Annotated in this window: 20 protein-coding genes; 11 read left to right on the forward strand and 9 right to left on the reverse strand. The window is 61.1% G+C overall.

Annotation, left to right across the window (positions count from 1 at the left end; translation table 11 throughout):
• Nucleotides 1–639 (forward strand): cob(I)yrinic acid a,c-diamide adenosyltransferase, encoded by a 639-nt coding sequence (gene cobO / locus GF108_RS15640; RefSeq protein ID WP_153668847.1) that lies wholly within the window; start codon nt 1–3, stop codon nt 637–639.
• A 36-nt stretch (nt 640–675) separates the two neighbouring features.
• Here the strand turns inward: cobO and GF108_RS15645 are convergent, their stop codons facing one another.
• Nucleotides 676–1,320, reverse strand: a complete 645-nt coding sequence (locus tag GF108_RS15645; protein ID WP_153668849.1) for a glutathione S-transferase family protein — start codon at nt 1,318–1,320, stop codon at nt 676–678.
• Between the two features lie 138 nt (nt 1,321–1,458).
• Nucleotides 1,459–2,247, reverse strand: a complete 789-nt coding sequence (locus tag GF108_RS15650) for a TSUP family transporter (protein ID WP_153668851.1) — start codon at nt 2,245–2,247, stop codon at nt 1,459–1,461.
• A 170-nt stretch (nt 2,248–2,417) separates the two neighbouring features.
• Here GF108_RS15650 and GF108_RS15655 point away from each other — a divergent pair, with 170 nt between their 5' ends.
• The 3 genes from GF108_RS15655 to cobM are packed head-to-tail and all read left to right on the forward strand — an operon-like array spanning nt 2,418 to nt 4,011.
• Nucleotides 2,418–2,849: a TerB family tellurite resistance protein gene (locus GF108_RS15655; protein WP_027231771.1), complete on the forward strand. Its 432-nt coding sequence runs from the start codon at nt 2,418–2,420 to the stop codon at nt 2,847–2,849.
• The gene (locus tag GF108_RS15660; protein WP_153668853.1) at nt 2,846–3,235 is read left to right on the forward strand and encodes a cobalamin biosynthesis protein; all 390 of its coding nucleotides are present in this window, start codon (nt 2,846–2,848) and stop codon (nt 3,233–3,235) included. The genes GF108_RS15655 and GF108_RS15660 overlap by 4 nt, the downstream gene beginning before the upstream one ends.
• 14 nt (nt 3,236–3,249) lie before the next feature.
• Complete coding sequence (gene cobM / locus GF108_RS15665; protein WP_153668855.1) at nt 3,250–4,011, forward strand: precorrin-4 C(11)-methyltransferase; 762 nt, start codon at nt 3,250–3,252, stop codon at nt 4,009–4,011.
• Here the strand turns inward: cobM and GF108_RS15670 are convergent.
• Nucleotides 4,003–4,752, reverse strand: coding sequence for a cobalt-precorrin-6A reductase (locus GF108_RS15670; RefSeq protein ID WP_153668856.1), 750 nt, complete (start codon nt 4,750–4,752; stop codon nt 4,003–4,005). The genes cobM and GF108_RS15670 overlap by 9 nt on opposite strands.
• Complete coding sequence (locus GF108_RS15675; RefSeq protein ID WP_153668859.1) at nt 4,739–5,854, reverse strand: cobalt-precorrin-5B (C(1))-methyltransferase; 1,116 nt, start codon at nt 5,852–5,854, stop codon at nt 4,739–4,741. The genes GF108_RS15670 and GF108_RS15675 overlap by 14 nt, the downstream gene beginning before the upstream one ends.
• Before the next feature lie 112 nt (nt 5,855–5,966).
• On the opposite strand from GF108_RS15675, the gene cobA reads away from it, so the two are divergent.
• Genes cobA through cbiB form a run of 4 tightly spaced genes read left to right on the forward strand, consistent with a single transcriptional unit; the run spans nt 5,967 to nt 10,117 of the window.
• Nucleotides 5,967–6,797 (forward strand): uroporphyrinogen-III C-methyltransferase, encoded by an 831-nt coding sequence (gene cobA, locus GF108_RS15680; protein ID WP_370462188.1) that lies wholly within the window; start codon nt 5,967–5,969, stop codon nt 6,795–6,797.
• A complete protein-coding gene (locus tag GF108_RS15685; RefSeq protein ID WP_153668863.1) occupies nt 6,794–8,092 on the forward strand; it encodes a cobyrinate a,c-diamide synthase in 1,299 nt (432 codons plus the stop codon). The genes cobA and GF108_RS15685 overlap by 4 nt, the downstream gene beginning before the upstream one ends.
• A 4-nt stretch (nt 8,093–8,096) precedes the next feature.
• Nucleotides 8,097–9,107 (forward strand): threonine-phosphate decarboxylase CobD, encoded by a 1,011-nt coding sequence (cobD, locus tag GF108_RS15690; RefSeq protein WP_153668865.1) that lies wholly within the window; start codon nt 8,097–8,099, stop codon nt 9,105–9,107.
• Between the two features lie 29 nt (nt 9,108–9,136).
• Entirely contained in the window at nt 9,137–10,117 is a 981-nt protein-coding gene (gene cbiB / locus GF108_RS15695) for an adenosylcobinamide-phosphate synthase CbiB (RefSeq protein ID WP_153668867.1), read from the forward strand.
• Between the two features lie 36 nt (nt 10,118–10,153).
• On the opposite strand, the gene GF108_RS15700 is transcribed toward cbiB, so the two are convergent.
• From GF108_RS15700 to GF108_RS15720, 5 genes are read right to left on the reverse strand one after another with little or no spacing between them, the layout of a single operon-like run.
• Nucleotides 10,154–11,779 (reverse strand): ABC transporter ATP-binding protein, encoded by a 1,626-nt coding sequence (locus GF108_RS15700; protein WP_153668869.1) that lies wholly within the window; start codon nt 11,777–11,779, stop codon nt 10,154–10,156.
• A complete protein-coding gene (locus GF108_RS15705; protein WP_210386088.1) occupies nt 11,779–12,630 on the reverse strand; it encodes an ABC transporter permease in 852 nt (283 codons plus the stop codon). The genes GF108_RS15700 and GF108_RS15705 overlap by 1 nt, the downstream gene beginning before the upstream one ends.
• Nucleotides 12,627–13,574, reverse strand: coding sequence for an ABC transporter permease (locus GF108_RS15710; protein WP_153668871.1), 948 nt, complete (start codon nt 13,572–13,574; stop codon nt 12,627–12,629). Before GF108_RS15710 ends, GF108_RS15705 begins: the two co-directional genes overlap by 4 nt.
• A 49-nt stretch (nt 13,575–13,623) precedes the next feature.
• Nucleotides 13,624–15,108 carry an ABC transporter substrate-binding protein gene (locus tag GF108_RS15715; RefSeq protein WP_153668873.1) on the reverse strand — a complete coding sequence of 495 codons (1,485 nt, stop codon included), beginning with the start codon at nt 15,106–15,108 and terminating at the stop codon, nt 13,624–13,626.
• 18 nt (nt 15,109–15,126) lie between these two features.
• Nucleotides 15,127–16,398 (reverse strand): acetylornithine deacetylase/succinyl-diaminopimelate desuccinylase family protein, encoded by a 1,272-nt coding sequence (locus tag GF108_RS15720; RefSeq protein ID WP_153668875.1) that lies wholly within the window; start codon nt 16,396–16,398, stop codon nt 15,127–15,129.
• 150 nt (nt 16,399–16,548) lie between these two features.
• Between GF108_RS15720 and GF108_RS15725 the strand changes: the two genes are divergently transcribed.
• From GF108_RS15725 to GF108_RS15735, 3 genes are read left to right on the forward strand one after another with little or no spacing between them, the layout of a single operon-like run.
• A complete protein-coding gene (locus GF108_RS15725; RefSeq protein WP_153668877.1) occupies nt 16,549–16,872 on the forward strand; it encodes a hypothetical protein in 324 nt (107 codons plus the stop codon).
• Entirely contained in the window at nt 16,869–17,234 is a 366-nt protein-coding gene (locus GF108_RS15730; RefSeq protein WP_153668878.1) for a hypothetical protein, read from the forward strand. Before GF108_RS15725 ends, GF108_RS15730 begins: the two co-directional genes overlap by 4 nt.
• Nucleotides 17,231–17,410, forward strand: a complete 180-nt coding sequence (locus GF108_RS15735) for a hypothetical protein (protein ID WP_027231756.1) — start codon at nt 17,231–17,233, stop codon at nt 17,408–17,410. The genes GF108_RS15730 and GF108_RS15735 overlap by 4 nt, the downstream gene beginning before the upstream one ends.
• The last annotated feature ends 5 nt before the right edge of the window (nt 17,411–17,415 follow it).

The raw sequence follows: 17,415 nt of genomic DNA on the forward strand, positions 1-17,415 counted from the left end.
ATGTCTGAAAAATCACAGAAACTTCTGAGCATGACCGAAGAGGAAATCAACGAGCGCCACGCGGACAAGATGCGCAAGAAGAAAGCGGTACGCGACAAGATTCTCGCCACCAAGACGGACGAGAAGGGCCTCGTCATCGTCAATACGGGTAAGGGCAAGGGCAAATCGACCGCAGGGTTCGGCGTCGTTTTCCGCGCACTCGGCCACGGCATGAAGATCGGTGTCGTCCAGTTTGTCAAAGGCTCCTGGGATACCGGGGAGCGCTGGGTCCTGGAGAAATTTCCAGAACAGGTGACGATCTCGGCCATGGGCGAAGGCTTTACCTGGGAAACTCAGGATCGCGCCCGCGACATCGCCATGGCACGCAATGCCTGGGAGCAGGCCAAGACAATGATCCTCGATGACGAGACCGAACTTGTCCTGTGCGACGAGCTGAACATCGCGCTGCGCTACGACTATCTTCCCGTCGAGGAGATCATCGACGTCCTGAAGCAGAAGCCCCACATGAAACACGTGATCATTACCGGACGGAACGCCAAGGACGAGCTTATCGAGTTCGCCGATCTCGTGACCGAGATGGAAATGATCAAGCATCCTTTCCGTTCCGGCATCAAGGCGCAGAAGGGCATCGAGTTCTAGGCCGTAGCTGCTGGCTCAATTCCATGCGTTAGTATGTCAGGCCGATGGTGCGTTGATCGCATATTGCGCGGCGAAAGCGCGTCTATAGGCGGGCCGGGCTTCCCCGCGAACCACATAGGCGGCGAGGTTTTCATATTCGTCGAGAATGCCCGACATTCTCAGTCGCAGCAGCACGGAAACCATCAACAGATCACCCGCGCTGAACCTGTCATCAAGCCACTCGTCGGCGCCCAAGTGAGCCGAGAGCTTGTGAAGTGGAGCGCGAACACGTTCCTTTACCAATGGCAGGCGCTCGGCGCTCCAGGGTCTGTCACTTTCGAATATTCTTGCGGTCGTCAATTCGAGGATCGGCGGCTCGACGGTGTTAAGTGCGGCGAACATCCACGTGATGGCACGCGCGCGGGCATTCTTTTCCTTCGGCAGCAGGCCCTCATGCTGCTCAGCAAGATGCAAGATGATCGAGCCCGTCTCGAACAGCGACAGTGGGCCTTCCTCATAGGTTGGGATCTGGCCGAAGGGATGAAGGGCCAGATGGGCGGGCTTCTTCATCTCGGCGAAGGAAACGAGACGAACCTCATAGGGTTGGCCGACTTCTTCGAGCGCCCAACGAACGCGCGTATCGCGCGCCAATCCCTTGCCGCCATCGGGCGATCGTTCAAATGCTGTGATAGTGATTGTCATCGCATTCGTTTCCTTACCTGGGCGAATTCTTTCGCTTCCCTTCGTGACGAATGAGTTTGCCGGAAATCGACACCGCTCTTGAACTATTTTCATTCGTTGCAAGTAGAAATCGAAGTCCCGAGGACCGTCCGCCCAATCTCAGCTATGCGCGAGCCAGACGCGCAGCGGATTGTCGGCGTCCAGCAAAAGCTTTGCGGCGAGCGCCAGGCACACGATGATAAGCAAGGGCTTGATGATCCTTGCGCCGATCTGCATGGCGAGGCCCGCGCCGACGCGGGCACCTGCAAACTGGGCAATGCCCATGAGCAATCCGACTTTCCAGTTGATCACCCCAAGGAAGGCGAAGGTGACGAAGCCGCCGAGATTGGAGGCGAAGTTGAGAAGCTTGGTATTGGCCGTCGCCTTCAAAATCCCGAAGCCGGCAAGCGAGACAAAGCTCAACATGAAAAACGATCCCGTGCCCGGACCGAACAGGCCGTCATAGAAGCCGATGAGCGGCACAACCGCTATGCCGAACATGAACGGTGTGATGCGCTGGGCACGATCGACGTCGCCCATGTTCGGCTTTACGGCGAAATAGATGGCGATGGCGATCAGCAGGATAGGCAGGAAAGCGCGCAACACGTCGCCCGGCAGGAACCCGGCGAGAAGTGCGCCCGCCACGCCGCCGACCACCGACATCAATGCCGAGGGGAGTTGCTTGCTCGGATGCACAAAACCCTTCTGCGCATAGGCAATCGTTGCCGATGCCGATCCGAACAGCGATTGCAGCTTGTTGGTGCCGAGCGATTCAACCGGCGAAAACCCTGCAAGGAGCAGCGCAGGCACCGTGATCAACCCGCCGCCGCCGGCGATCGAGTCGATGAAGCCTGCGGCAAAGGCCGCAATGATCAGAAGGATGGGTATGTTTTCGAAGATGGCGGACATCTGGATTCTCGCTGCGACGGGGCGGGACCATAGACGGATCTGCTTCGTTGGCGAGCAATTTTCACGCCGGGTCGCACAAGCGTGTTCGAATCGGCCGACAGTGTGTTGTTTCGGCACTTGAATTCGGCGCGCTGCACTGCAATCGTTTTGCGACAGAACGCGGGGATACGATGAGCGAAAGTATTTTTGACCGGATCAGTGAATTTTTTGGGGCGAAAAGCGCCGTACAGAAGGTCGCCGACGACCCGGTGCTGACCGCCGAATTGTTGCTGCTGTTGCACGTCGCGCTGGCCGACGGCAAGACCGACAAAACCGAATATGCTGCGATCCTCGGCATTGCCGAGACTGATTTCGGCATTCCGCGCGATGAATTCGCCGAGGTCGCGGAATATCTCAAGGATTTTGGCTACGAAACGACGAGCAAGCAGGCGGTGCTGGCATTTTCGGACGTGCCATTCGAGCGCAAGGTGCAACTCTTGCGCCATCTTCTTACGATCGCCAACGCCGACAACGATCTTGACCCGAAGGAAGCAAACCTGATCCGCACGACGGCCGGGCTGCTTGGCGTTACCCCGGAAGAACTGCACAAGAACCGCGGATGACGCCGACGGGCTACGCGCTTGGCCTCGGGTGCGAACGGGGCTGTGCACCCGAGGAAGTTTCGGCACTGGCGAGGAAGGTGCTGGAGCAGGCAGGGATTGCCGCAAAGGATCTGAAGGGTGTCTACTCGATCGACCAGCGCGCAGGCGAGCCGGCCATCGTCTTGGCGGCAAACGGACTAGGCCTCCGGCTCGAATGTTTCGGCGCCGAATTGCTAGAGGAACAGACGCCGCGCCTCCTCAACCCGTCCGAAAGGGTGTTCGCGCTCATGGGCTGTCATGGAGTGGCGGAGGCGGCGGCGCTTGTCGGCGGCGGTCCTGATAGCATATTGCTGGTCGGCAAGACCAAATCGGCGCATGCCACCGCGGCGCTTGCGGCGAAGAATTAGGCGACAGGTTCATCATGACAGTTCATTTCATCGGCGCTGGACCAGGGGCGCCAGACCTTATCACCGTTCGCGGGCTGAAACTCATCCAGTCCTGCCCGGTTTGCCTTTATGCGGGATCGCTCGTGCCACCGGAAATGGTGGCGGAGGCGCCATCCGGGGCGAGGGTGGTCGACACGTCTTCGCTCACGCTCGATGAGATCGTCGCGGAGTTAGAGAAAGCCCATGCGGAAGGCAAGGATGTGGCGCGCGTCCACTCCGGCGATCCGTCGATTTACGGGGCGGTTGCCGAGCAGATGCGCCGGCTGGATACGCTGGGCATCGATTATGATGTCACGCCGGGCGTGCCGGCATTTGCCGCTGCCGCTGCCGCGCTCAAGAAAGAGCTGACCGTACCTGAGGTGTGCCAGACGATCATCCTCACGCGCACGTCGATGAAATCGTCGGCCATGCCGGAGGGCGAGGATCTGCCAACGCTTGGCAAATCCGGCGCGACGCTCGTCATCCATCTGTCGATCCGCAACCTTCAGCGTATCGAGACCGAATTGACGCCGCTTTATGGCGCGGATTGCCCTGTAATTGTTGCTTATCGGGTGGGCTGGCCAGACGAACAGTTCATTCACGGAACCCTTGACGATATCGGCGGCAAGATCGCTGCCTCCGGTCTCACTCGTTCCGCGATGATCTTTGTCGGTCGCGGCCTTGCGGCCGATGCATTCCGCGACTCGGCCCTCTACAACAAGGGCCACAGCCACAGCTTGCGCCGGCGCTCAGAATGAGAGATTTGCCGCGACGAATTCGATAACGCCGTCGATGTCCGGGACCGTATTGGCGCCCGGGCGATGCGGACGCTCGATCATGATCACCGGCAAGCCGAGTTCGCGTGCGGCTCTTATCTTCGCGTAGGATGCCGTGCCCCCGGAATTGCGGCACACGATGTGCGACAGCCGTTTTGCTTTAAGGAAGGCGGTTTCTTCCTCAAGGCTGCCGGGTTTGGACAACTCCAGTTCGTAGTCGATGAGGCCGAGGGGCACTTCCGGCGGATCGATCATCCTGACGACGAAATGCACGTCACCGCGGCGCGCAAACGGCGCGATGTGCTGCCGGCCGAGCGCAAGCAGCACGCGTGCCCGGGTTGGGATCGCCGCTACCGCCTCTTCGAGCGTCATGGCGGTCGTCCACGCGTCGCCCGGCCGTTGCAGCCAGGCTGGCCTCTCCAATCGCACGAAAGGCACATCCGTCGAAGCGGCTGCTGCGATCGCGTTGTCCGAAATCTGCGTCGCAAAGGGATGCGTGGCGTCGATAAGGAGGGCCACGTGCTGGCGGGCGATATAATCGCAAAGGCCGGCTACACCGCCAAAGCCGCCGATCCGCACTTCGCCCTCGGGCCTCGCCGGGTCCTTCGTGCGTCCGGCGAGCGAAGATATGACGCGGTAGCCGCTCTCCATGAGGCGGGCTGCAAGTTTGGAGGCTTCAGCCGTTCCCCCAAGAATGAGGATCGGCCGATCAGACCCGGGCAAGGATTGCTCCCTTGCGGTCCGTCACGATGACTTCGACATCTACCGGGGCCCCCTTGAGGGTGGCGAGGGCAGTCTCCCTGGCCTTCACCGCGATGGGTGCGGCGAGGTCGATACCAAGTTCTTGAGTCAATTCAAGCACTTCCTGCGCGGTATTTGCATCGAGAATCCGCTGCCTCGTGTCAGGATTCAAGCCGAGCCTGGTCGCCTCATCGGCGAGGAATTCCATGCTGACCTGGCTGCGGGCGGAGTGAAGATCGAGCGCCCCTTGTGCAAGTTTCGTAAGCTTGGCAAAACCGCCGGCAATCGTCAGCCGGTCGATGGGGTGGACGCGCAGATATTTGAGCAAGCCGCCGGCAAAATCCCCCATGTCGAGCAGCGCGATTTCGGGCAGGTGGTAAATTGCCTGCGCCGCATCTTCGGAGGTGGAACCAGTTGCCGCGAGCACATGGGTAAGGCCAGCCGCACGCGAGACGTCGATGCCCCGATGGATCGAGTGGATCCATGACGAGCACGAGAAGGGGTGAACGACCCCGGTGGTGCCGAGGATCGAAATGCCGCCGACAATGCCGAGGCGAGGGTTCCATGTCTTCTTGGCGAGGTCCTCGCCCTCCGGTACCGAAATGGTAATCACAAGGTCGGTAGGCAATTCGTATTGGGCGCAGATCTCTTCGCAGATTTTCGTCATCATCTCCCGCGGAACCGGATTGATCGCGGCCTCGCCAGGCTGAATCGGAAGGCCGGGCAGGGTGACCGTGCCCACGCCTTCGCCGGCGACAAATTGGATGCCGCTTCCGGGCGGAGCCGGGAAGACGGTGGAGATTATCGTCGCACCATGCGTGACATCAGGATCATCACCCGCGTCTTTGACAATGCCGGCCATGGCGTAGCCGTCGCCGATCGATTCGATCGCGAGCTGGAAGTGCGGCACCTCGCCCTTCGGAAGAATAATGGCAACTGGATCGGGAAACTCGCCGGTGATCAAGGCGATCAGCGCTGCCTTCGTGGCCGCCGTGGCGCAGGCGCCCGTGGTCCATCCGCGCCGCAATGGCCGTTCCTTGGTCTCGTCCGGTTTGCGCAGCCCGGCATCGGGTTCGTCGTTCATGGGCTCCTTATAGCGGGCTCCATCGCCCGTTGCATGATTTTTCCGATAAGTTCATGCTTGCTCTCGGAAAAATTGTGCTATGCGCAAAAGACTGGAGTAAGCGATGGGCACAATGAAATCTAGGCTGCCGAAATTCGAGCCCGGGCACGTGTGGCTCGTCGGAGCGGGCCCTGGCGATCCGGGTCTCTTGACCCTGCACGCGGTCAATGCGCTCGAGCAGGCAGACGTGATCGTCTATGATGCCCTCGTCAATGAAGACTGTCTTTCCTATGCCCATGCCGGCGCGACGCTCGAATATGCCGGTAAGCGCGGCGGCAAGCCGTCACCGCAACAGCGCGATATTTCGCTCCGCCTCGTTGAGCTCGCCAAAGCGAGCAAGAAGGTGTTGCGGCTGAAGGGGGGCGACCCTTTCGTCTTCGGGCGCGGCGGTGAAGAGGCGCTGACCCTCGTCGAACATGGGGTGCCCTTCCGCATTGTCCCCGGCATAACCGCGGGCATTGGCGGCCTTGCCTATGCGGGCATTCCGGTCACCCACCGGGAGACCAACCAGAGCGTCACATTCCTCACCGGTCATGACGCGACCGGGCTCGTGCCTGATTCGATGGATTGGACCAGCATTTCAAAGGGTTCCTCGGTCATCGTCATGTACATGGCGATGAAACATATCGGTCTGATTGCCTCGCGACTGATAGCCGCCGGACGCAAGAAGAGCGAGCCGATCGCCTTCGTCTGCAACGCGACGACGGGCGAACAGCAGGTTCTGGAAACGACGCTCGAATATGCGCAGGCCGAAGTCGAACGCGCCGGCCTTCGTCCCCCGGCAATCGTCGTCGTGGGTGAAGTGGTGCGCCTTCGTGCGGCGCTCGATTGGCTCGGCGCCATCGAGGGGCGGGTGCTAACCCAGGATCCGCTTGGGACCCGCCGGGAAAAGGATGCGGGATGAAAGGCTTGCTTATTGCCGCGCCGGCGTCCGGGAGCGGCAAGACCACGGTTACGCTCGGTCTCCTGCGTGCACTTCGCGATCTCGGTGTCGGGATCGCTCCGGCAAAAGCGGGGCCGGACTATATCGATCCTGCCTATCATGCGGTGGCAAGCGGCGCGCCTTGCCTCAATCTCGATCCCTGGGCCATGCGGCCCGACCTGATCAGCGCCTTGGCCGCGCGCCATACGGAAGGTGCAAAATTGCTTGTCGTCGAGGGCATGATGGGCCTCTTCGACGGGGCGATCGATGGGCGCGGCTCTGCCGCCGATCTTGCAACGCATTTGTCGCTGCCGGTGATCCTCGTTGTCGATTGCGCGCGGCAGTCACACTCGATTGCGGCGCTTGTCAGCGGCTTTCGTGATTTTCGCCGCAACGTGATGATAGCGGGGCTGATCCTCAACCGCGTCGGCAGTCCTCGCCATGAAGCTATGTTGCGGTCGGCGCTCGAACCGGTCGGCATTCCCGTAATCGGCGTCCTGCCGCGTGACCCGCGCCTGCAGCTTCCCGAACGGCATCTCGGACTGGTTCAGGCAGGCGAACATGCTGACCTTGACGCCTTTATCGACTATGCCGCTGCGCTCATCGGCAAAAGCGTCGATCTTAAGCGTCTCGAGCAGATCGCCGGAAGCTATGGTCCGAGCGCCTCCATGGCCAATGTTGCGCGCGTTCCGCCGCTCGGCCAGCGCATTGCGGTTGCCTACGACAACGCCTTTGCTTTCTCCTACCTGCATCTGCTGGATGGCTGGCGACGTCGCGGCGCCGAAATCCACTTCTTTTCGCCAATTGCCAATGAAGCGCCGCCGATTGGGTGTGATGCGGTCTATCTGCCCGGCGGCTATCCTGAACTGCACGCCGGCAAACTTGCTTCGGCGTCCGCTTTCACCGCCGGAATGCGCGAGGCGGCGTTGAGCGGGATCCCGATCTATGGCGAGTGCGGCGGCTACATGGTGCTTGGGACCAGCATAGAGGACGCCGAGGGCGTCGCCCACAGGATGCTCGGCCTTTTGCCGGTCGAGACGAGCTTCGCCAGACGCAAGCTCCACCTCGGTTATCGCCGCCTGACGCCTCTGGCGGCATCGCCTTTTGCGGCGCCCTTGACCGCGCATGAATTCCACTATGCGAGCATCGTGCACGAAGGCGATGCGCCGCGGCTTTTCCGCGTCAGCGATGCGCTAGGCGAAGACCTTGGCGAAGCTGGCTTGCGCGTTGGTTCGGTGAGCGGTTCTTATATGCATATCATTGATTTGGCAGGGTAGGTCGATGCGGATCGAACATGGAGGCGCACTCGACCGCGCCATCGAGCGTTTTGGCGGCGTGCGTGAAGACTGGATCGACCTGTCGACCGGGATCAATCCAGAGATCTTCCCGTTGCCTGCCATTGCGCCTGAGATCTGGAACAGGCTTCCCGACGAGAAGCTGCTCGCGGCCACGCTTGGCGCAGCAAGGGATTATTACGGCGCGGGAACTGCAGCGCACATCGTCGCGGCGCCCGGCACGCAGGCGCTTATCCAGCTGCTTCCCGATATTGCCGGCAAAGGCGAGGTTGCGATTCTCGGCCCGACCTATCAGGAACATCAGGTTTCGTTTCTCGATGCAGGCTGGATGATTTCGGATTGCCGCAATATCGAGGACGTTCCGCAATCGGCAAGTGTCGCCGTGATCGTCAACCCTAACAATCCCGACGGCCGGGTGATCGCCGCCGATGTCCTGCTCGAACTCGCACGTCGCCTGGCTTCAAAGGGCGGGTTTCTGATCGTCGATGAAGCCTTTGCCGATCCACATCCCGAGACGAGCGTTGCCCGGCATGCTGGCATGGCCGGTTTGGTCGTGCTCAAATCCTTCGGCAAATTCTTCGGCCTCGGTGGCTTGCGGCTCGGGTTTGCGCTGACCAATGGTGACGTCGCCCGCGCTTTGACGCGGCGCCTAGGTCCCTGGGCGGCATCGGGGCCGGCGCTTGCGATAGCAGCCCACGCCTTTTCAAATCGCCAATTGCTCGGTGCCTATACGGATCGGCTGCGCCTGCGCCGGCGGTTGCTTTCCGACGTGCTTGGCGATGCGGGCCTTGCGGAATTTGGTGGAACGATGTTGTTCTCGCTGGTCGAGTTCAGACAGGCGCAGCGGCTGCACGAAGCAATGTGCCATGAACATGTCCTCACAAGAAAATTTGCCTATGCGCCACAATGGTTGCGTTTTGGTCTGCCATTGGATGACAAAGCGGCGTACAAGCTGCGGCAGCGTCTTGATGCGGCGCTCGCGCGAGTCGGCGGCTGACATTTTGATTCAACAGGATCGATTCACTTATGGAAATCAATCTTTTGATCTTGTTTCTTGCACTCCTTGCCGACCGGTATTTCGGCGATCCGGAATGGCTCTGGGAGCGCGTGCCGCACCCGATCGTGCTCTTCGGCAAGGCCATCGAATTTGCCGACAAGCGATTCAACACGTCTTCGAAATCCGATGAGGAGCGCCGGCGCGACGGTTTTGTCGTCACGCTCGGTCTGCTGATAATTGCCGCTGTCGCGGGTCTGGTGATCCACCTTGCACTGCGGACAATCCCGCCCTTTGGCGAACTGATCGAAGCGCTTATCGTCGCCGTGTTCCTTGCCCAGAAGAGCCTTGCCGATCATGTGAGCCGGGTCGCCGTCGCGCTGCGTGAGGAAGGCATCGTTGGCGCCCGGCGCGCCGTTTCCATGATCGTCGGCCGTGATCCTGAAACGCTTGACGATGCCGCCGTCAGCCGAGCGGCGATCGAAAGTCTCGCCGAGAATACGTCGGATGGCATCGTCGCGCCGGCTTTCTGGTTCGCGCTGCTCGGGCTCCCCGGCCTGCTGGCCTATAAAATGCTCAATACAGCCGATTCCATGATCGGCCATCTCAATGACCGCCATCGCGATTTTGGGCGGTTTGCCGCAAAGCTCGACGATGTTGCCAACTGGATTCCGGCAAGGCTGACAGGCCTCCTGATTTCGGGGGCGGCTTGGATCGTCCATGGTTACGACGCGGCACTGCGCTCCTTCAACGTCATGATGCGGGACGCGCGCCTCCACCGCTCGCCCAATGCCGGCTGGCCCGAGGCGGCGATGGCCGGGGCGATCGAGGTCGCACTGGCGGGGCCGCGGGTCTATGGCGGCGAAGTTGCCAATGAGCCCATGCTCAATGGTGCTGGCCGCCGCGATGCCGGCGCCGACAATATCGAAGATGCGCTGGATATTTTCGGCGTTGCGACCGCCGCGTTGACTGGCGTCGTCCTGGTGCTTTTCCTGTTCGGTTTGCTGCTTTAGCGGCTCATCGCGATACGTCGACCAGGCGCGCCAGCGTTATCCCTGTTCGCCAATGCGGCGGGCGAGCGACCTGTGCAAGTCCGGCGAGGCTTGAACCAATGCGCGCCCGGCGTCGGACTGCGGATGGCGCAGCACCTCGTCCGTCCGACCTCGTTCGACGATCCTGCCATCAGCCATCACCATGACACTTTCCGTTATCGCGCGTGCCACGGCGAGATCATGGGTAATGAACAGATAGGCGATGCCGAGGCGGCCGTTCAAATCGGCGAAAAGGTCGAGTATCTGGGCGCGGATCGAAACGTCGAGGGCCGATACCGGTTCGTCCGCCACCACCAGCTTCGGCTCGGTGATGATGGCGCGGGCGATGGCGAGGCGTTGCCGCTGGCCGCCGGAGAATTCATGCGGGTACTTGTCGCGATCTTTCGGCGCGATTCCGACGCGTTCAAGCGCGGTGTCGATCCGTTCACGTGTCTCGCCCTGCGAGAGCGGTGTATCGAAGAGAAAGAGGGGTTCGGCCACCAGACGCCCGGCTTTGTGGCGTGGGTTAAACGAACCGTAAGGATCCTGAAACACGACCTGCATATGCCGCCGCGCCGGGCGCAGCGCTGCTTCGCCGAGATTGTCGATCCGCCGTCCGGAAAGGGCGATGTCGCCGTGCGTCGGCTTGTCCAAGGCCAGGACCATGCGCGCCAGCGTGGACTTCCCGCAACCGGAGCGCCCGACAAGGGCCATGGATTGGCCGGGCTCGAGTTCGAAGCTTACATCGTCGACCGCAATCGTCGGCTCGCTTCTTGCGAACAACCCCGTGCGCGTGCCGGGGTAGATGCGCGCGACATTGCGGACTGAAAGGAGCGGTCCGTCGTCTTCCGCGATGTGGGGACGCGACCGATCCGGCACGTGCATCGAGGCTTGCGCCAGCTGGCGCGTATAGGGATGGGCCTGTTCCGTCAGGATTTGCGTGGTCTCGCCGCGATCCATGACTTCGCCGTGCCGCAGAATGGTGATGCTGTCGGCGACATCGGCGACGACCGCCAGATCGTGGCTGATGAGGAGTAGGCCCATTTTCTCGTCCTCGACGAGGTCCCGCAACAGATCGAGAATCTGTGCCTGCAGCACGACGTCCAGGGCAGTTGTCGGTTCGTCGGCGATCAGGAGCTTCGGCTTTAGCGCGCAGGCGATGGCAATGACCACGCGTTGGCGCTGGCCGCCCGAAAGCTCATGCGGATAACGGCCGAGCGGAAATTTCGCAGCCGGCAGGCCGACGCGGTCAAGGATGGCGCGCGTTCGCTCTTCCGCCACGGCACGGCTCGCCCCTGTATGCAATCGGATGCTTTCGGCGACCTGCTCTCCGATCGTCTTCATCGGATTGAGCGCCGTCATCGGTTCCTGGAAAACCATGCCGATGTCGTCCCCGCGCAGGCGGCACATTTCGGCCTCGCTCGCTGCGAGAATGTCGGTGCCGTTGAAGCGGATTTGGCCCCCGGCGCGGGCGCCATGGGGCAGAAGCTTCATGACGCTAAGCGCAGTCATCGACTTGCCAGAACCGGATTCGCCGACGAGCGCGCGGATTTCTCCGGGTTCGATGGCGAGGTCGATGCCGTTCAGCACAGGCACGCCACCAATCGTCAGCCGCAGGTCCTTGATGTCAAGGAGGGGAGCCATCAGCGCTCCCGCCGCAATCGCGGATCGAGTACATCGCGCAGCCCGTCACCAAGGAGGTTGAGGCCAAGCACCGTAATGACGATGGCAAGACCCGGAAACAGCGCCATGTGCGGCGCAAGACCGATCATGGTCTGGGCCTCGAACAGCATGCGACCCCAGCTTGGCATCGGCGGCTGCGAACCGAGGCCGACATAGGAGAGCCCGGCCTCGGCGAGAATGCCCAGCGAGAACTGTATCGTCGCCTGGACCACAAGCAGATTGGCGATGTTAGGCAGGACATGCTCGATCGTAATGCGCGCCGCGCCCTTGCCGGAGGCACGCGCGCCGAGAATAAATTCGCGCGGCCAAAGCGACAGCGCCGCACCGCGGGCGACGCGGGCGAAGACTGGGATGTTGAATATGCCGATGGCGATAATGGCGTTGATCGCGCCGGGTCCGAAGACCGCGGTTATCATCACCGCTGAAAGCAGTGCGGGAAAAGCAAACACCAGGTCGTTGAACCGCATGAGCAGTTCATCGATCCAGCCGCCTCGCGCTGCGGCCCAAAGCCCAAGCGGCACGCCGATCGCGAGGCCGATCGCAACCGAGACGAAGGCGACCGCAATCGAGTTGCGGCTGCCGACCATGATCATCGACAGGATGTCGCGGCCATAATGGTCGGTGCCGAGCCAGTGGCTCCAGGAGGGCGGCTTCAACTTGCCGGCAATGTCGAGCGTCCCTACGGCGTAGGGAGTCCATACGAAGGAGAGGACGGCCATGACGGCAACGACGCCGGTGATCATCAGGCCGACCAGAAACGACCGGTTGCCGATCGCCTTGGACATCCCTTCCTGCCATGGGGAGGCGGTCATGGGCGGCTCCGCAGACGCGGATCGACGATGGCATAGGAAAGATCGACGACGAGGTTGATGAGGATGACCGTCGCGACCAGCAACATCACAACGCCTTCAACGACGATGAGGTCGCGCTGGGTAATGGCCTGAAACACCAGCCGCCCTAATCCGGGAAGGTAGAAGACGTTCTCGATGATGATTGTTCCGGCGAGCAGAAAGGCGAATTGCAGCCCGATAATGGTCAGGATCGGGATGAGTGCATTGCGCAGCGCATGGCGGTAGAGAACGCCGCGCCTGCTGAGCCCCTTGGCGCGCGCGGTGCGGATGTAGTCTTCGCCAAGCACATCGAGGAGGGCGGAGCGGGCAACCCGCGCGAGGATCGCCGCCTGCGGCAATGCGAGTGCGATCGATGGCAATATGAGCGCCTTCAACGCCGGCCAGATGCCGGCACTCCAGCCGGGAAAACCGCCCGCAGGCAGAAGCCGCAATGTCACGGCAAAAATATAAACGAGGAGGAGGGCAAACCAGAAGTTCGGGATGGCCACGCCAATCTGGGCGACGCCCATGCTGGCGGTATCGGCAACTGTCCCGCGCCGCGAAGCGGAATAAAGGGCGACAGGCAATGCGATTGCCGTCGAGAGCACGAGCGAGATGAGGGCGAGCGGCAGGGATACCGCGACGCGCTCGCCAATGAGGTCGACCACCGGGACCGAATAGGTATAGGACCTGCCGAGATCGCCGGTCAGGAGGCCGCCCAGCCAATGGAAGTAGCGCGCGAGAAGCGGCTGGTTGAGGCCCATCTGCTCTTGCAGGGCGTGAACCGCATCTTCTGTCGCATTCATGCCGAGCATGAGCCGCGCGGGGTCGCCCGGAACGATTTCCAGCATGGCGAAGACGACGATCGACGCGGCGAATACTGTCGCAAGGCCAATCAGGATGCGCTTTACGGCGTAGTTCAGCATAAGGAGCGCGGGTGGCGATCGATCACACCCCCCTCCGTCAGGTGCAAACTCAATCCGCCCATTTCACAGCGGTCAGGTCGTTGGCCTGGATCGGGCCGTTTTCCCAAAGGCCCTCGATCTTGGCATCCCAGACGCCGGTCTTGGGGAGTTGAAACAGGAAAGCCGCGGGAACATCGGTCGCGAGTATCTTCTGCGCCTCTTGGTAAAGCTCCGTTCGCTTGGCGGTGTCGGACGTCGCCTCGATCTGCTTGATGAGATCCTTGAAAGCCGGATTGTCGTAGTTGAAGTAATAGTCGTCGCGGGCAAAAATATTGAGATCGTTCGGCTCGGTGTGCGACACGATGGTCATGTCGTAATCCTTGTTCTTGAACACCTGATCGAGCCATTGCGCCCATTCGAGCGGCACGATTTCAGCCTGGATCCCGACGTCGCGCAGTTCAGCCGCAATAATCTCGCCGCCGCGCCGCGCATAGGTCGGCGGTGGTAGCTTCAGCGTGGTCTTGAACCCATCGGGGTGACCGGCCTCCGCAAGAAGCTTCTTCGATAATTCAGGGTCGAAAGCGGTTTGCGATGTCAGATCGATATAGGCAGGGTGGTGGGGCGGAAAGAACGAACCGATGGGGGTTCCGAGCCCGAACATCGCGCCGTCGATGAGCGCTTTGCGGTCGATCGCATGGGCGATAGCCTGACGCACTTTTAAATTGTCGAACGGCGCCTTCTTGTTGTTCGTGCCGAGGATGGTTTCACCCTCGGTGGTGCCGATGACGACCTTGAAACGTGGATCCGCCTCGAACTGCGCGATGGTTTCATAGCTCGGGAACACCGGAAAAGCCTGGACATCGCCCGCGAGCAGCGCCGCGGTCGCAGCGGCAGGATCGGGAATGATGCGAAATGTTGCCTTGTCGAGCAGGGCTGGCTTGCCCCAATAGGCCGCATTCTTCGATATAACAATCTGCGATCCCTTGGCCCAACTATCGAATTTGAATGGCCCGGTGCCGATCGGCTTTTCCTTGTTGGTTTGGGCGCTTTCCGGCGCGACGATGACGGCGTCACCCCAGCCCATATTATAGAGGAAATCGCCGCTCGGCTGCTTCAGCGTGACCTTGACCGTCAACGGATCGACAACCTCGACGGTATCGATTGCTGCAAACAGGCCCTTTTGCGCATTGGTGGAGTGGCCGCCGCGCGCCCTGTCCAGCGAGAACTTCACGTCTTCGGCGTCGAAGCTGGTGCCGTCGTGGAATTTCACGTCCTTGTGCAGCTTGAACGTATAAGTCTTGCCGTCGTCGGAAAGCGTCCAGCTTTCCGCCAGCGCCGGCAGGACTTCGCCCTTCGGCCCGATACGGGTCAACCCTTCGAAGATATTGGCGTAGACGATTTCGTCGATGGCGGCAGCCGCGCCTGCTGTCGGATCGAGATGCGGCGGCTCGAGGACGATGCCGAGCACGAGATCGGCGCGCGCGGCAAAGGCTGCGCTCGAGGTGAGCAGCGCCAGGGCCGCGCCCACCAGTGCCGATTTTGCGAAATTGTTCATTCAACCACTCCCAACAGGTCAAACCGATCCGGACAAGAGAATCTTGAGCCCAAGCGCCATGACATTAGCGGATTCGAGCATGTCGTCGATGCCCACATATTCGTCCGGCCGGTGTGCAAGATCGAGAATGCCGGGCCCATAGGCGATGCAATCGTGCAGGAGCCCGATGCGGGCTATATGCTTCTGGTCATAGGTGCCGGGCGAAATCACATAGGCGGGCTCGCGTCCGAATACGGACCGGATGCCCTCCGCCACCGCTGTCACCACCGGCGCGTCGCGCTCGGTCATGATGGGCTGCACCTCCATGATGTCCCGAATCTCGTAGTGAAATTTCGGGCGTTCCCATTGCAAGCGGTCGAGGATCGATGTGACCTCGCGTTTCACCTCGGCAATATCTTCCTCAAGCAGGAAGCGGCGGTCGATCGTCAGCCGGCAGGAGTCCGGCACGTTGGGCGAGGGCAGGCCGGAATAGTCGTCGGTTTGGCCGCCATGGATGGCGTTGATGTTCATGGTCGAGCGTCGCGCGCCTTCCGGTACGACCGGCATCCTGGTCTGCTTCCCTTCGAGCGCCGGGAACAACTCGTTCTCGAAGGCATCGAGAACCGCGCTCATATGCCGGATCGCGCAGTCGCCGAGGAACGGCATCGAACCGTGGGCGATTTCGCCCTTGGTCTCGATTTCGGCCCACCACACCCCGCGATGTCCGAGACAAATGCGGTCTTTGTTCAGCGGTTCGGGAATGATGACGTGGTGGACACGCGGCTTCGAGAAAAAGCCCTTGCTCGCAAGAAAAGCGACGCCGCCAAATCCGCCCGACTCTTCGTCGACAGTGCCAGAAATCTCGATTGCGCCGGCGAAATCCGGATAGACCTCGAGAAAGGCTTCGGCGGCAATGACCGATGCCGCCAGCCCGCCTTTCATGTCGCAGGCGCCGCGACCATAAATCTTGCCGTCCTTGACCACGGCCTCGAACGGGTCGACCGTCCAGCCCTCACCGGTGTCGACCACGTCGATATGCGAGTTGAAATGCACGGTCTGGCCATGGGTGCGGCCGTCAAAGCGGGCGATAACATTGGTGCGCGGATAGCGGTCAGTATCCCCTGGCGTGCCGACGCCCCGAATCAGTTGCGTTTCGAAACCGGATTTTTGCAGGCGCTTCGCCAGATATTCGGCGCAGGGCGTATAGGCTTCCCCGGGCGGATTAATCGTCGGAAAGCGGATGAGATCACGCGTCAGCGCGACCAGGTCGTCACGGCGTTTATCAATGGCCTGGCGCAGCTTTTCGTCCATGCGCGCATCAAATCAGGGGACCCGCTGATTTGGCAAGAGGCAAGTGCCGGGGCAAGGCCCCATTGCAACAGGTTCATGAATGCATTGCACTACTTTGCACTTTCTTTGATGGATGCCCGGCAAACGTAAGTAAGCGTTACAAAGTGCCCCTTGGCAGCAAGTAAATTGCGCATTTGTACAGTTTTGTCGCACCCGATTGAACTTGAACTCGACAAGGGCCATCTGGTCAATCGCCGCAATGTAACGGCAACTTTTTCACCAAACAGGACCACGACGATGCTCCGCGAAGAACGAGTAGCAGAGACTGAATATGCACGTATGGAACAAGAGCACGAAGGCAGCTCCGACGAGCGCCGCGGCTCCTGTGCTATTGGTGTCCTCTGCGTTATCGGCCTTATCCTTGCGCTGGCGCTGCTTGCGCCGTCCCATGCTGACGTGCCGTTGCCCCATTCGGCTGTAGAACTCGTAAAATGACACGCTGGACCCTGGTGGAATATCGCCGCCAACGACGTATCGACGAGGCTTTCGATCCCGAGGCCGCGGGTTATGACCCCTGTGCCGTCATGTTTGAAGGTGTCGTCATGACCAGGCACGAAAAGGCTGAACTGATGCGCGAGCGCCGGCTCAAGGCCGACCGCGACGCTGTCGTCGAAAACTGGTTTCGCCGCCTCATCCCGGTACTCGTCATCCTTATAGCCGTCGGTATCTCGATGGTCTGGAACGTTGGCGCCGGCCTCTTGATCGCGGCACTGGCAGCGCTGCTTTTCCTCAAGGCGAGGCGCCGCATGGTTCGCCAGGGCGCCTGGACCGCCGACACGATGGGCCTTTGGGAATGACGCCGCTTTTCGATCGGCGCGAACGGCTCATCGATTTGATATGCGTGGAGCGGCCCAAGGCTGGGTCGCTCGCGGACATTGTGCCGCTGGCCAGGATCGTTGACCCCCAGATGCCGTTGCGGGAGATCCGCGACGCCTGGACCATGTACAAGCGGCGGCGTGCCGATCGGTCCTGATTCCC

Origin of the sequence: Phyllobacterium sp. SYP-B3895 (assembly GCF_009647635.1) — a bacterium.
GTDB classification, from domain to species: domain Bacteria; phylum Pseudomonadota; class Alphaproteobacteria; order Rhizobiales; family Rhizobiaceae; genus Phyllobacterium; species Phyllobacterium pellucidum.

Coding starts and splice junctions, on each gene's coding strand:
- cobM (WP_153668855.1), top strand. CDS start 3,250: ATGACAGTTCATTTCATCGGCGCTGGACCAGGGGCGCCAGACCTTATC.
- GF108_RS15735 (WP_027231756.1), top strand. CDS start 17,231: ATGACGCCGCTTTTCGATCGGCGCGAACGGCTCATCGATTTGATATGC.
- GF108_RS15705 (WP_210386088.1), bottom strand. CDS start 12,630: ATGACCGCCTCCCCATGGCAGGAAGGGATGTCCAAGGCGATCGGCAAC.
- GF108_RS15710 (WP_153668871.1), bottom strand. CDS start 13,574: ATGCTGAACTACGCCGTAAAGCGCATCCTGATTGGCCTTGCGACAGTA.
- cobA (WP_370462188.1), top strand. CDS start 5,967: ATGAAATCTAGGCTGCCGAAATTCGAGCCCGGGCACGTGTGGCTCGTC.
- GF108_RS15685 (WP_153668863.1), top strand. CDS start 6,794: ATGAAAGGCTTGCTTATTGCCGCGCCGGCGTCCGGGAGCGGCAAGACC.
- GF108_RS15675 (WP_153668859.1), bottom strand. CDS start 5,854: ATGAACGACGAACCCGATGCCGGGCTGCGCAAACCGGACGAGACCAAG.
- GF108_RS15730 (WP_153668878.1), top strand. CDS start 16,869: ATGACACGCTGGACCCTGGTGGAATATCGCCGCCAACGACGTATCGAC.
- cobO (WP_153668847.1), top strand. CDS start 1: ATGTCTGAAAAATCACAGAAACTTCTGAGCATGACCGAAGAGGAAATC.
- GF108_RS15720 (WP_153668875.1), bottom strand. CDS start 16,398: ATGGACGAAAAGCTGCGCCAGGCCATTGATAAACGCCGTGACGACCTG.
- GF108_RS15655 (WP_027231771.1), top strand. CDS start 2,418: ATGAGCGAAAGTATTTTTGACCGGATCAGTGAATTTTTTGGGGCGAAA.
- GF108_RS15660 (WP_153668853.1), top strand. CDS start 2,846: ATGACGCCGACGGGCTACGCGCTTGGCCTCGGGTGCGAACGGGGCTGT.
- GF108_RS15645 (WP_153668849.1), bottom strand. CDS start 1,320: ATGACAATCACTATCACAGCATTTGAACGATCGCCCGATGGCGGCAAG.
- GF108_RS15700 (WP_153668869.1), bottom strand. CDS start 11,779: ATGGCTCCCCTCCTTGACATCAAGGACCTGCGGCTGACGATTGGTGGC.
- GF108_RS15650 (WP_153668851.1), bottom strand. CDS start 2,247: ATGTCCGCCATCTTCGAAAACATACCCATCCTTCTGATCATTGCGGCC.
- cbiB (WP_153668867.1), top strand. CDS start 9,137: ATGGAAATCAATCTTTTGATCTTGTTTCTTGCACTCCTTGCCGACCGG.
- GF108_RS15715 (WP_153668873.1), bottom strand. CDS start 15,108: ATGAACAATTTCGCAAAATCGGCACTGGTGGGCGCGGCCCTGGCGCTG.
- cobD (WP_153668865.1), top strand. CDS start 8,097: ATGCGGATCGAACATGGAGGCGCACTCGACCGCGCCATCGAGCGTTTT.